This window comes from Lelliottia sp. RWM.1 (assembly GCF_016859735.1).
Classification (GTDB): Bacteria; Pseudomonadota; Gammaproteobacteria; order Enterobacterales; family Enterobacteriaceae; genus Enterobacter.
In genome coordinates this window covers 115,047-127,548 of record NZ_WLVC01000003.1, presented here as the reverse complement: position 1 = coordinate 127,548, position 12,502 = coordinate 115,047, and the positions used below count along the sequence as shown (strand labels likewise).

Below are 12,502 nucleotides of genomic sequence, written 5' to 3'. Positions count from 1 at the left end.
GGAAAGCATCCATTGTAAGGATTTCTGCATTTGCCAGAATTCCTGAAACAAGACATGCTTTGTTTCATAAATCGATCAGATGGAGTGCTGGAATGGATCGCGTTATTGCCGCTCAGGTCTATAACCGGATATGTGAGCTGGGCAGTTTGAGTGCGGCGGCTCGTGCGCTGGGGATTTCCCGGCCAATGGTGAGCCGTTATCTTGAGCAGATGGAAAAGTGGGCCGGGACACGGCTGGTACACCGCTCGACGCGGAAGCTGACGCTGACAACGGCAGGCGAAAAGGTGCTACAGAAAACGCGCACGCTGACGCAGTTATCTCAGGAAATTGAAGATCAGTCGGCGAAAGACAGGCCATCCGGCACATTGCGTGTGGCCTGCGCGCATTTCACGGCGATGCACATGGTGGCTCCTGTGCTTCCCGATATTCTCTTACGCTATCCGCAACTGCGGGTTGAACTGGATGTGAACAACCATCCTGTGAGTCTGGTGGGGGAACGCATTGATGTGGCGATCCGCATCACTGATAACCCGGAACCCGGTATGATTGCACGCCGTCTGGGGGAGTGTCGCTCGGTGTTGTGCGCGTCGCCAGAGTATCTCGCGCAGAAGGGGGTTCCTCAACATCCTGAGGATTTAGCCCTGCACAACTGTTTGCATTACAGCTTTTTCGCCGGGCAGTCGTGGCATTTCCTCTCTCCGGAGGGCGAGGGTGTCAGTGTGGCCGTTAGCGGTAACCTGAGCGCCAGTATCTCCGCGCTGCTGATGGAGGCCGCTATTCGCCATTGCGGTATTGCGATGCTGCCAGAACGCGAGGCGCAAACGGCACTTGAACAAGGGACATTAGTGCCCGTGTTGTCATCGCTCACACCCAAACCGCTTGCTATCTATGGCATTTATCAGTCGAGAGAGTATCAACCCGCGGCCTTGCGCCTGTTCCTTGATGAAATTGCCGGTAGCCTGGGGTAATTCATGAGCTACGCTCATTACGCTATTCCACTTTTATCCATAGTCAGCGCGCCAGGGGTACAGTAGCTTTGGACGGTTCCTTTTGCGCGAGACCACTAGTGAGGTAAAGAGATGAAAGTTCTGGGCTATGCAGCAAAAACTCCCACCGCGCCGCTCGCACCGTTCACCTTTGAACGTCGCGAACCCCGCCCCGACGATGTGGTGATCGAAATCCTGTATTGCGGCGTCTGCCATTCCGATTTGCATCAGGCGCGTAATGACTGGGGATTCAGTGAATATCCTGTTGTTCCGGGTCATGAAATTATTGGTCGCGTGAAATCCGTTGGTGACAGTGTCACAAAGCTGAGCGTCGGCGATCTGGCCGGTATTGGTTGTATGGTCGATTCGTGCCGCGAATGTGAGCCCTGCAAACAGGGGCTGGAGCAGTATTGTGAAGAGGGCAATGTCCAGACCTATAACGGCCATGATCGCTTTGACCATCAGCGGACTTACGGCGGTTATTCCCGGACAATTGTCGCCAGTGAAGACTTCGTCCTGCATATTCCGCAAACCCTCGATCTGAAAGGTGTCGCCCCTTTGCTCTGCGCCGGGATCACCACCTGGTCGCCATTGCGTCACTGGAATATTGGCAAAGGCAGCAAAGTGGCTGTGATTGGTCTGGGCGGACTTGGTCATATGGCCATTAAGCTGGCTCACGGACTGGGCGCTGAGGTGACGCTCTTTACCCGCTCGCCAGGCAAAGAGGCGGATGCTCGCCGTCTGGGGGCCGATCATATTGTCTATTCCACCGATGACGAACAGATGCAGTCGGTGGCTAATCAGTTCAACCTGATTATCGATACCGTACCGTATGTTCACGATATTAATCCGTATATGTCGACACTGACGCTGGACGGTACGCTGGTCTTTGTTGGCTATCTGGGGGACAACCCGCCAGTGAGCACATTGCCGCTGATCCTTGGCCGTAAATCGGTTGCGGGCTCCTGCATTGGCGGCATCGCCGAAACCCAGGAGATGCTCGATTTCTGCGGTGAAAAAGGCATTACTGCAGATGTCGAGGTGATCCGGATGGATGAGATCAACGCGGCCTTTGAGCGCATGCTTAAAAGTGACGTGAAATACCGCTTTGTGATCGACATGAGCACGTTGAACGCCTGATATAACATTATTTATGACAGCCCAAGATTTCATCATTTTTCCTTTGGGCTTCACCTTCCTACACTCGCGCTACTTTTTATTCTTATTGAGTAGCGTGAGATGCCTTTTGTTATCTATATCTTTACCATCAGCGCCTTTGCGTTAGGCCTGGCTGAATTTATTCCTATTGGACTGACCGATGTGATTGCTCGCGATCTGCACCTTAGCGTGGAGCATGTCGGGGCTACCGTCACGGCGTATGCGCTCGGGGCGACATTTTCAGCTCCGGTCCTTACCGCACTGACCGCGGGATGGGCCCGCAAGCGGGTTATGATCCTGACCATGATTATCTTTAGCGTCGGTAGCGTGCTGGCCGCACTAGCACCGTCTCTTGAGTTGATGATCGTTGCCCGTTTCGTCGCCGGTCTGGGGCACGGTTTATTCCTGGCGGTTGCCTCCAGTACAGCCGCAGCCCTTGCCGGTCCCGGTAAAGCAGGGCGAGCGGTGGCGGTGGTTTTCGGTGGATTCACCCTGGCGATGGCGTTTGGTGTCCCGGCGGGAACCTGGCTTGGCGGGCTGATGAACTGGCGACCAATGATGGCATTGATTGGTGTGTTTGGTCTGTTGGGCGTAATCGGGCTGATCCCAGGAATGAAAGATCCGCTTCCTGGTAACACCAGCGTGACGGTTAAAGGCAGTCTGTCGGCTTTGCTTAATCCTGTTTTGCTGGGGGCTGCGCTGGTGACAGTACTCTCCTATGCCGGTTCGTTTACCGCGTACACGTACATTGCACCTCTGCTCACGTCCCTCACCGGCCTGAGTGTTGCAAGCGTGGGTATCTTCATGTTTATCTACGGGATTGCGGCGGCAGTGGGTAATGTTCTGGGCGGAAAACTGACGGACGTACTCGGGGTAAACCGTGCCAGCGTGCTGCTTATCGGCGGAATTATTGTTGTCACCCTGGGTATGTGGATCTTTGTCCGTCACCCGCTGATGATGGGCGTATTGGTCGCGTTACTGGGAATGTTCACCTTTGCCGCCGTTCCTGCGTTGCAGGCACGATTAATTCATGTGGCGCATGATAAAGCGCCCCATGCACAGGGTATCGCTGCGGGGCTGAATATTGCCGGGTTCAACTCCGGGATCGCATTAGGATCGGTGAGCGGCAGCCTGACTATCGTCCACGCAGGCTTAATCTATACGGGGCTGGCGGGGGCTGTACTGTCGATTCTGGGGCTTATACTGCTGTTCGTGCAGACCCGCACAAAACGCCAGACCACGGTACAGACAAACTGAACAGAGCATCGGGAGTAAGGGATGAGCCATCTGACCCATTTAAGAACGTTTCTTGAAGTGTACCGCCTGCGTTCAATGTCTAAGGCAGCGGTACGTCTGGGCATGACTCAGCCTGCGGCGTCCCAGCACATTCAGTCACTGGAAGCACTGACCGGCAAGCTTCTGTTTGTTCGGCAGGCGCGGGGGGTTGCAGCGACGGAAGCGGCAGATGAGCTTGCCCGTTCGATTGCCCCGCATATCGATGGTCTGGAAATGAAGCTGGCAACGCTGCGTCCGGGAGGTGTCAATGGTGGAACGGTACATATTGTCGGGCCTTCGGATTTTATTCACTACTGCCTGGCGCCACGGCTTGCTCCGCTCATTCAGGATGGCTTCAGCCTGCGATTCCATACAGGGGAGAAACGCCGAATTTATGACCTGCTGGATAACGAAGCCGTTGATCTTGCGGTGACGGCTTCCGTTCCCGACCCCCACCGCTATCACTATGCCCGTTTACTGAGCGAAAAATTGCTGCTGGTTTATGCCCCTTCATTGATGAGGCATCTGGAGACGCTCACCCAGGAGACATTAAGCCGCACACCGCTGCTGGCTTTCGATGAAGATTTACCCCTGGTGCGCGCGCTCTGGCTATCACTTTTCAACACCGCACCGGATTTAAAAGCGGCGCTCACTGTGCCTGATATGCGAATTCTTAAAACGCTTGCGCTTAATGGCCACGGCTGGACGGTACTACCAGATTATCATTGTCATACTGAGCTGGCGGAAGGGCACTTGATTGCGCCTCAGGCGCACCCTCCGGTAAACGAGCTGTATCTGGTCTGGGGAAAACGCAGGACGTTAACCCCAGCGGCACAACACATTAAGGATGTGGTGCTGACCGGGCCTGTTTAAGGCGCATTCCCCTTAATGGCCTCAGGAAATACCTCTGAAAGCCAGTCAATGAATACTCTCAGACGGTGCGTGACATGCCGGTTTTGCGGGTAAACAACATGAAAAGGGTAAACGGCGGGACGCCATTTCTGCAAAATCTCCACCAGGGCTCCCTCTTTCAGTAATGCCCCCGTCGAGTAGCTAAACGTCTGCACGATACCCAGCCCCGCAACGGCGGCCGCGAGGTGGGCATTACTCTCATTTACCCCGAAATGGTGCTCAGCCTTGATCTCTTGCACTTCGCCGTTGCGCGTAAAACGAAACGGAAAGGCCCGGCCCGTCACCGGTGAGAGATAACTGATGAGTTTGTGCCCGTTCTTCAGTTCTTCAGGATAAGCAGGTATGCCGTAGGTTTTCAGGTATGTCGGGGTTGCGCAGGTGATAAGCACCGCATTCCCGATATGGCGGGCGATAAGAGATGAATCATCCATCGGGCCGCCACGGATCACGCAATCCACATTGCCGCTGATCAAGTCAACCGGACGGTCAGCAACGCCTAAATCAATCCTGATATCGGGATAACGGCGAATGAAATCTGGCAGCGCAGGGATCAGCACATCCCGCGCCGTTGAGCCACCAACGTCAATGCGCAAACGCCCTCCGGGCGTGGTTTGTGAGACAGAAAAAGAGGTATCAATGTCTTCAATATCAATGAGCACGCGTGAGGCTTTCTCGTAATACTCCAGTCCTTCAGGCGTTGGCATCACGCGCCGCGTCGTGCGCTGCAGGAGGCGAACACCGAGATGCTGTTCGAGGGATTTAACCAGCTTGCTGAGCGTCGCATTCGGCATATTCAGCGAATCTGCCGCGCGGGTAAAACTGCCACTTTCAACGACGCGGGCAAACGCGCGCATTGCCATTAACTGATCCACCTTGTGCTCCTGATTCAGTGAAATGATTATTCCCCTGTGTGAATAGTCATTTTCATTTTTGCCTATTTTTCATTAATCAGACCAACGCTACAGTAAGTTCAACGCAAGCGAAAGCCCCTTCAAATGCTTTTGCTGGCATCACAATCTACCTAACAGAAGGTGAACAACATGAACGCATCTCTCTCAGGAAAAATCGCACTGGTTACAGGTGGCAGTACGGGCATTGGTCTGGCGACGGCTCAGGAGCTGGCGGCTCAGGGCGCACAGGTTTACATCACAGGGCGTCGTCAGGAGGAACTGGATGCGGCCGTCAAATCTATCGGGTCTGCCGCGACCGGTATTCGTGCGGATGCTTCAAAACTGTCAGATCTTGATCAGGTATACGCGCAGATCGCAAAAGAGACAGGACGGCTGGATATTCTGTTCGCTAATGCTGGCGGGGGCGATATGCTGCCACTCGGCGCGATCACGGAAGAACAGTTTGACCGGATTTTTGGTACTAACGTTCGCGGTGTGCTGTTTACTGTGCAAAAAGCACTGCCGCTTCTGGCGGCCGGGGCGTCCATTATCCTTACGGGTTCCACCGTTTCGATTAAGGGAACAGCAAGCTTTAGCGTTTACAGCGCGAGTAAGGCTGCCGTCAGGAACTTTGCGCGTTCGTGGGCACTGGATCTTCAGGGGCGGGGCATTCGGGTAAACGTCGTCAGCCCTGGGCCGATTAAAACACCGGGGTTGGGCGATTTGGTTGCCCTGGAGGATCGTCAGGGATTGTTCGATGCGCTTGCTGCGCAGGTTCCTCTTGGCCGCCTCGGCAAGCCTGAAGAGGTGGGTAAAGCAGTGGCGTTTCTGGCGTCTGATGCCGCCAGCTTTATTAATGCCACCGAGCTGTTTGTGGATGGCGGTATGGCGCAAATTTAAGGCCCATACAACACCGTTAAATCGCCGCCGAGACGGCGATTTTTCAGTGGCCGGTGCGCATCTCGCCGCGCCAGGGTGGGGCGAGCGCACTGCGTCAGCGAACAATACGGCTCCAGCCATTCGGCATCCGCCGTATCCCGTTTCAGGACATAACCCGCCAGTCGCGCCAGCGCCCCCTCGTTTTCTTGCATCAAGTCAACCCGGTTCGCGTGGGCAAAACTGGCCATCATCACCAGCGGCTCGAGCGCATAGTGGTGGTATGCCAGCGCTCTGGAACCCCGTTTTTTCTCGTTAGGTAACGATCCATCAGGATCAATCTGGCTGGCGGCAATACGGTACTCTTTAAGGGACCAGTCGAATAAATCCCGACGGTTGAGCGCCACACTTGTAGCCATCACTGACCATGCGGCCCAGTAACTGTGATTATTGGTTTTCGACAGCGGAAGCCCATCCCAGTCGGTCACGACCTGGTCAGCCAGCAGGCCGAGCCAGCGCTCTGTTTCGGCCGACGCGTGATGGTTTGCCAGGGGATGTCCGGGTAAAAATTTCAGTTCAAGCCAGCCCGTCGCAAGCGTTGCCAGCGCCCACTTGCGCATGGATCGCCCGGTGTGGTTGGTGTCTGTCGACTGGAGTGCGCCGGCATTGGCCCAGGTGGAGTAGCCTGCGAGAATACACGCCAGCGTTCGCGGATCGCCGCTTTGTTTATAGCGCCAGACCATCGTCATGATCCCACGTTCAAAATCGGCAATGGGTTTCGTCGCACTCTGGTATGCCGCTTCTGCCTGCGGATTGAGCGTGGCACGCGCCGGGCCTGACCCTTCATATTTACTGCGAAACTGCAACGTACCGGTAAAAGGAGCGGGTAGAGTGACACATTTGCCTTTGACCGTCTGTGGCAGCTCACGGGTAAATCCGGGCGGCGGGACGAGCGGGCTGGCAAGCCCGCTTATCGGGAACAGGAGAAGGCAGATCGCCCGACGCATCAATCCACCTCCCGCCAGCAACGCACCACCCGGTTGTCAGCCGTTTGTTGCAACGACTGCGGTTTCCCGCACCCGGAATCGGCTAACGGGCAACGCTCGCGAAAGTAACATCCGGCAGGCAGGTGGCGATTACCCGGCAGCTCTGTTTTGCGCAGGGCAAGACCATCGTCCAGCGGCTCGCCGGTTTTAGGAACAGAGTCGAGAAGCAAGCGCGTGTACGGATGCCGGGGTTGGCCCAGCACCTGTTGGGCGCGGCCCAGTTCAACGATTTGCCCGAGATACATCACCGCCACGCGGTCGCTCATGTGTCTGACCACTGAGACGTTATGGGAAATCAGCACATAGGTGAGATTACGTTGCTGCTGGAGCGTCACCAGCAGATTGAGGATTTGCGCCTGTACTGAGATATCGAGCGCGCTGGTGGGCTCATCCAGCACGATAATATCCGGATTGGACGATAATGCCCGGGCGATAGCAATACGCTGACGTTGACCGCCTGAAAAGGCATGGGGAAGCCGATCAAGGTATTCGGGGCGGATCCCAACCTGTAAGGCCAGGGTTTCGGCCAGTTGGCGACGTTCATGTTCCCGGCTGCGTTTCTGGATCCAGACCGGTTCCGTAATAATGCGCCAGACCGGGAGGCGGGGATCGAGTGATGAAAGCGGGTCCTGAAACACCATCTGCATGCCCTCTGTGCCGTGAGCGTGATGACAGCTTCCGGTACTGGGCTTTAGCATCCCCATTAATAGCTGTGCCAGAGTGCTTTTTCCGCAACCTGACTCCCCGACAATCCCCAGCGTCTCACCCCGGTGGATATGCAGATCCATCCCGTTAAGGGCGTGAACCTGCTCCGTCACACGACCTAACCAGTTTTTGCGGGCAGGAAAGTTCACATGCACGCTGTCCAGTTCGAGCAGAATATCAGACATGACGATCCTCCAGTTGCGGATACCAGCACGCGGCCTGTTGTCCTGCTGCGCCGTGGGCGGTTAAGCGGGGCGTTTCGTCACATTGCGCGCTGGCCGCGAAACAACACTCACGGAAGGCACAACCCCGGGGCAGGTGGGTGAGATTGGGAACTGTCCCCGGAATAGCCGGTAACATCTCGCGCGGTTCACCGTTTTCAGGCGCACACTGCAGCAGACCAATCGAATAGGGATGCACGGGATGGTGGATGAGCGTTTGCGTTGTTCCACTTTCTATCACGCTGCCCGCGTACATCACATACATGCGGTCGCACAGTTGCGACACCACCGCCATATCATGACTGATAAACAACACGGAGGTTCCGCTGGCGCGCGCTTTGTGTTTAAGCAAACGCAGAACCTGCAACTGGACGGTGACGTCCAGTGCGGTGGTCGGTTCATCGGCAATAATCAGCTCCGGCTCGCAGGAGAACGCCAGGGCGATCATCACTCGCTGGCGCATTCCCCCCGAAAGCTCGAAGGGGTAGCGCTCCATCACCTCCCGGGCATCCGGAATTTGCATCTCTTCCAACAACGAAATGGCTTTTTGCTGTGCGTCCCGCCGGGTCAGTGGCTGGTGCTGACGAATTACCTCCACCATCTGTTTACCGATCCGGCGTGTGGGGTTTAGCGCCGTCATGGGTTCCTGGAAAATCATGGAGACTTTCGCCCCTCGCCACTGGCGGAGCTGTTTCTCCGTGGCGTTCAGAACGTCATCGCCCAATAGCGTCACGCGGCCGCGATGAATACGGTAGCTCCCTTCAGGCAATAAGCGCATAGCCAGCATGGCAGTAACGGATTTTCCTGAGCCAGACTCGCCAACCACGCCGACAATCTCCCCGCGTTTTATCTCCAGAGACACACGATTCAGCGCGTGGACTTCTCCACGATAGAAGGGGAAGCTCAGGTGTAAATCTTCAATCGATAAGACCGTATCGCTCATGACTGTTTTCCTCCTGCTTTCGGGTCAAGCAGGTCGCGGATGCCATCACCAAACAGATTGAACCCGATGGCGGTAATCAGGATAGCCGCCCCTGGAAATGCGCAGTACCACCACTGGTCAAGGACATAGTTACGACCGACGGCGACCATCGCGCCCCATTCAGCAGTCGGTTGCTGTGCACCTAAACCGATAAAACCGAGTGTGGCGGCCATCAGAATGGCGCTGCCAATATCCAGTGATGCCTGAACGATCAGCGGCGGCAGGGCATTGCGCAGAATATGCCAGCTGATCAAATGCCAGCGTGATGCGCCAAAGGTGCGGGCCGCCTGTACATAGGTAAACTGGCGCACGACCAGCGTTTGCCCGCGAGCCAGACGGACGTAAAAGGGAATGCGCACAATGGCAATCGCGAGCATGGCGTTAAACAGACTGGGGCCCAGTGCGGCTGCCAGTGCCATCGTCAGTACCAGCGACGGAATGGAGAGCATGATGTCCATTATCCGCATAATGATGGCGTCACCGCGCCCACCCAGGATGCCGGAAAAACAGCCCAGTAGCGAGCCGATGCCTCCGGCAATGAGCACCACCGCCAGGCCTGCGGCGATGGATTGCTGGCTCCCCACCAGCACACGGCTGAACAGATCGCGACCCACTTCATCCGTGCCAAACCAGTGCTGAGCCGACGGAGCTTGCAAACGGGCGGTTAAATCCAGCGCGTTTGGGTCGTGTGGCACAATCCACGGCGAGGCGATCATCAGCGCCAGCATCAGGAACATAATCACTCCACCCACCAGTGTCAGCGGGCTTTTGCGCAGTAGCCAGAACAGTTTTGCCCAGTCGATGCGCGGCCTGTTGGTTTTCACGGGGACGGGCGTTTCTTGCGTTAACATCATTCGGCACCTCCGCGCCCGATACGGGGGTCAATCCACAGATAGAGCAGATCAACCACCAGATTAACCAGCACATAGGCCAGTGACACCACAACAGCGAAGCCCATCACGGCAGGGAAATCGAGCGCCTGAATAGAGGTCACTACCCAGGCACCCATGCCCGGCCAGGCAAAAACCGTTTCGGTCAGGACTGCGCCATAAAGCAGATCCCCCAGCGCCAGACCCAGCACAGTAATCGACGGGATCATCGCGTTGGGCAAGGCGTAGCGCAGGATGATGTACCAACCCGGCAAGCCACTGGCCCGCGCGGTACGAATGTAATCTTCGCTAAGCTGCTCCAGCATGGCAGAGCGGACCTGACGCGCCACGATGCCTAAATGGACAAACGCCAGAGTCAGGGCAGGCAAAATCAGGTGTTGCAGGGCATTAAAGAAGACCTCACCGTTTCCTTCCAGTAACGCATCCACCAGATAGAATCCGGTGACGTGTGCGGGCGGATCGAGCCAGTCATCCAGTCGGCCACCACCGGGCAGAATTTGCAGATGCCCGTAAAACAGCACAATCACCCCCAGCCCGAGCCAGAATGCTGGTGTCGAGATCCCAGTCATCGCCATCAGTCGCACCAGGTGATCCAGCCAGCGGTTGCGATAAACCGCAGACAAAATCCCCAACGGTACACCGATCACTAACGCCAGGAGCAGAGAACAAAACGCCAGTTCCAGGGTTGCGGGAAAGAACGCTTTCAAATCTTCCGCCACCGGGCGACCGGTGCGGATAGATGTCCCCAGATCGCCGTGTGCCAGGGCATCCACATAGCGCCCAAACTGGATATAGAGCGGCTGATCCAGCCCAAGCTGCTGGCGAATGTTCTGCACGATGTCATCGCTGGCGCGGTCACCGGCCAGCAGACGGGCCGGATCGCCGGGGATCATGTGCGAAATAATAAACGTGATGATACAAACACCTGCCACCACCAGGATTAACCCCCAGAAGCGCTGGCGCAGAATGCTCCAGAACGTCATACACTTTCTCCCCGGCTCGGTCAGTTACTTGCTCATCGTCGAGATGTTGAACACCTGCTCAAGCATCGGATTAAAGACGAAACCCTTAACCTCTTTGTTCATCGCCAGTTGGTAGTTTTTCTGGAACAGATAAACGTAGGCGGCTTCGTCGATCACAATCTTCTGCGCCTGTTGGTAGTCTTTGGTGCGTTCGGCCTGGTCTGTGGTTTTCAGGGCGCTTTGCAGCAGACTATCCACCTCTTTGTTTTCATAATAAGAGCGGTTGCCTGGCAGCCCTTTTTTGTCTGACTCAAACCAGTAGTTCATGAACATGTACGGGTCGGCAAAGTCCGGACTCCAGTTACCAATCGCGATGTCATAGTCTCCTTTGCCTACACGGTCGCGCATGGTGGCGTTAGCCAGCTTCTCCAGCTTGACGCTGATCCCGATTTTGCCGAGGCTGGCCTGAGTGGAAAGGGCGATAGGCTCCCAGTTCGGGTCGTTGTCGGAATAGAGGAACGTCAGGCTGGCCGGTTTATCTTTCACGTTGGCGAGCGCGTCTTTGGCTTTGGCTTCATCAAAGCTGTATTGCATCGCCGTGGCATCGAAGCCCCACATGCCGTCCGGAATCGGACCGCGCATCTGTTTGCCATTTCCGCTCAGGATCCCTTTCACCATGCCCTGGTAGTCCGTCGCCCAGGAGACAGCGCGACGCAAGTCAACCTGGTTCATTGGCGCTTTGCTGTTGTTGAGATACAGATAGGTGACGCGCAGTGACGGATATTCTGCAACGGTAACGTTGCCTTCCTGCTTGAGTGCGGTGAGTTGATCCACCGGTAGTGAATCCGCGATATCCAGATCGCCACGGGAGAGTTGCAGGCGACGTGAAGCGCTCTCGCCGATGATTTTCACCGAGACGCGTTTGAAATGTGGCTTTTCTCCTGTCCAGTGTGGGTTGGGCACCAGGACCAGTTGCTGGCCTTTCTGCCAGCTTTTCAGCATGAACGGCCCAGAACCTGCCGTGTTTTGTGCCAGGAACCCGCGCGCATCATCCGCAGCATTCGCTTTCAGTACGGCCGGGTTAATGATAGAGGCGCCGTCGTTAGCCAGCGTATAGAGGAACGGGGCAAACGGCTGGCTCAGGGTGAATTTCACCGTGTGGTCATCAAGTGCATCAATTTTTAAATCTTTGGGGAAGGCTTCCGAAGGACCCTGAGCAATTTTCAACAAGCGCTCAAAGGAGAGTTTTACCGCTTCGGCGGTCACTGGCGTCCCGTCGGCAAACATCGCGTTATCCTTCAGTGTGAAGGTCCACTCTTTTTGATCGTCTGACGCTTTCCAGCCCGTGGATAAATCACCTTCCACTTCAGTGGTTCCTGGTTTGTACTGCACCAGACGCTGATAAGCCGGATAGGTCACGGTCCAGTCATTGTTATCAATGGTGACGGCGGGATCGAGGGTTTGCGGATCGGCCGCTTTCCCGATAACCAGCATATCTTTTGGCACTGCCGCCTGGGCAGCAGAAAGGCTCAGGCCCATCGCTGCGGCAATCAGGGCTGGACGAAACAGAGACATAAATGCGTTTGATGTTTTCATGGC

The 12,502-nt window shown here is 55.9% G+C and carries 12 protein-coding genes; 5 read left to right on the top strand and 7 right to left on the bottom strand.

Annotated elements, in window-relative coordinates:
• Nucleotides 1-92: 92 nt before the first annotated feature.
• The 4 genes from GF617_RS03810 to GF617_RS03795 all read left to right on the top strand — a co-directional run bounded on the left by GF617_RS03810 (nucleotide 93) and on the right by GF617_RS03795 (nucleotide 4,292).
• A complete protein-coding gene (locus GF617_RS03810) occupies nucleotides 93-968 on the top strand; it encodes a LysR family transcriptional regulator (RefSeq protein ID WP_181623544.1) in 876 nt (291 codons plus the stop codon).
• A 111-nt stretch (nucleotides 969-1,079) separates the two neighbouring features.
• Complete coding sequence (locus GF617_RS03805) at nucleotides 1,080-2,126, top strand: NAD(P)-dependent alcohol dehydrogenase (RefSeq protein WP_181623543.1); 1,047 nt, start codon at nucleotides 1,080-1,082, stop codon at nucleotides 2,124-2,126.
• A 99-nt stretch (nucleotides 2,127-2,225) separates the two neighbouring features.
• Nucleotides 2,226-3,401: an MFS transporter gene (locus tag GF617_RS03800; protein ID WP_203451090.1), complete on the top strand. Its 1,176-nt coding sequence runs from the start codon at nucleotides 2,226-2,228 to the stop codon at nucleotides 3,399-3,401.
• A 21-nt stretch (nucleotides 3,402-3,422) separates the two neighbouring features.
• Complete coding sequence (locus GF617_RS03795) at nucleotides 3,423-4,292, top strand: LysR family transcriptional regulator (protein ID WP_203451089.1); 870 nt, start codon at nucleotides 3,423-3,425, stop codon at nucleotides 4,290-4,292.
• On the opposite strand, the gene GF617_RS03790 is transcribed toward GF617_RS03795, so the two are convergent.
• Entirely contained in the window at nucleotides 4,289-5,203 is a 915-nt protein-coding gene (locus GF617_RS03790) for a LysR family transcriptional regulator (RefSeq protein WP_181623540.1), read from the bottom strand. The two genes, GF617_RS03795 and GF617_RS03790, sit on opposite strands and share 4 nt — an antisense overlap.
• A 168-nt stretch (nucleotides 5,204-5,371) precedes the next feature.
• Here GF617_RS03790 and GF617_RS03785 point away from each other — a divergent pair, with 168 nt between their 5' ends.
• Nucleotides 5,372-6,121, top strand: coding sequence for an SDR family NAD(P)-dependent oxidoreductase (locus GF617_RS03785; RefSeq protein ID WP_181623539.1), 750 nt, complete (start codon nucleotides 5,372-5,374; stop codon nucleotides 6,119-6,121).
• On the opposite strand, the gene GF617_RS03780 is transcribed toward GF617_RS03785, so the two are convergent.
• The 6 genes from GF617_RS03780 to GF617_RS03755 are packed head-to-tail and all read right to left on the bottom strand — an operon-like array spanning nucleotide 6,118 to nucleotide 12,478.
• Nucleotides 6,118-7,104: a mannuronate-specific alginate lyase gene (locus GF617_RS03780; protein ID WP_203451088.1), complete on the bottom strand. Its 987-nt coding sequence runs from the start codon at nucleotides 7,102-7,104 to the stop codon at nucleotides 6,118-6,120. The genes GF617_RS03785 and GF617_RS03780 overlap by 4 nt on opposite strands.
• Nucleotides 7,104-8,033 carry an ABC transporter ATP-binding protein gene (locus GF617_RS03775; protein WP_181623537.1) on the bottom strand — a complete coding sequence of 310 codons (930 nt, stop codon included), beginning with the start codon at nucleotides 8,031-8,033 and terminating at the stop codon, nucleotides 7,104-7,106. Before GF617_RS03775 ends, GF617_RS03780 begins: the two co-directional genes overlap by 1 nt.
• Entirely contained in the window at nucleotides 8,026-9,012 is a 987-nt protein-coding gene (locus GF617_RS03770) for an ABC transporter ATP-binding protein (protein ID WP_203451087.1), read from the bottom strand. Before GF617_RS03770 ends, GF617_RS03775 begins: the two co-directional genes overlap by 8 nt.
• Nucleotides 9,009-9,905, bottom strand: a complete 897-nt coding sequence (ddpC, locus tag GF617_RS03765) for a D,D-dipeptide ABC transporter permease (protein ID WP_203451086.1) — start codon at nucleotides 9,903-9,905, stop codon at nucleotides 9,009-9,011. Before ddpC ends, GF617_RS03770 begins: the two co-directional genes overlap by 4 nt.
• Nucleotides 9,902-10,924, bottom strand: a complete 1,023-nt coding sequence (locus GF617_RS03760) for an ABC transporter permease (protein ID WP_181623534.1) — start codon at nucleotides 10,922-10,924, stop codon at nucleotides 9,902-9,904. Before GF617_RS03760 ends, ddpC begins: the two co-directional genes overlap by 4 nt.
• A 24-nt stretch (nucleotides 10,925-10,948) precedes the next feature.
• On the bottom strand, nucleotides 10,949-12,478 hold the full coding sequence (locus GF617_RS03755; protein ID WP_375289536.1) for an ABC transporter substrate-binding protein: 1,530 nt from the start codon (nucleotides 12,476-12,478) through the stop codon (nucleotides 10,949-10,951).
• Nucleotides 12,479-12,502: the final 24 nt, after the last annotated feature.

Excerpts from the sequence above, each read along its gene's own strand:
- GF617_RS03760 (WP_181623534.1), bottom strand. The coding sequence starts at position 10,924 with ATGACGTTCTGGAGCATTCTGCGCCAGCGCTTCTGGGGGTTAATCCTG.
- GF617_RS03785 (WP_181623539.1), top strand. The coding sequence starts at position 5,372 with ATGAACGCATCTCTCTCAGGAAAAATCGCACTGGTTACAGGTGGCAGT.
- GF617_RS03805 (WP_181623543.1), top strand. The coding sequence starts at position 1,080 with ATGAAAGTTCTGGGCTATGCAGCAAAAACTCCCACCGCGCCGCTCGCA.
- GF617_RS03800 (WP_203451090.1), top strand. The coding sequence starts at position 2,226 with ATGCCTTTTGTTATCTATATCTTTACCATCAGCGCCTTTGCGTTAGGC.
- GF617_RS03780 (WP_203451088.1), bottom strand. The coding sequence starts at position 7,104 with ATGCGTCGGGCGATCTGCCTTCTCCTGTTCCCGATAAGCGGGCTTGCC.
- GF617_RS03775 (WP_181623537.1), bottom strand. The coding sequence starts at position 8,033 with ATGTCTGATATTCTGCTCGAACTGGACAGCGTGCATGTGAACTTTCCT.
- GF617_RS03795 (WP_203451089.1), top strand. The coding sequence starts at position 3,423 with ATGAGCCATCTGACCCATTTAAGAACGTTTCTTGAAGTGTACCGCCTG.
- GF617_RS03755 (WP_375289536.1), bottom strand. The coding sequence starts at position 12,478 with ATGTCTCTGTTTCGTCCAGCCCTGATTGCCGCAGCGATGGGCCTGAGC.
- GF617_RS03770 (WP_203451087.1), bottom strand. The coding sequence starts at position 9,012 with ATGAGCGATACGGTCTTATCGATTGAAGATTTACACCTGAGCTTCCCC.
- ddpC (WP_203451086.1), bottom strand. The coding sequence starts at position 9,905 with ATGATGTTAACGCAAGAAACGCCCGTCCCCGTGAAAACCAACAGGCCG.
- GF617_RS03810 (WP_181623544.1), top strand. The coding sequence starts at position 93 with ATGGATCGCGTTATTGCCGCTCAGGTCTATAACCGGATATGTGAGCTG.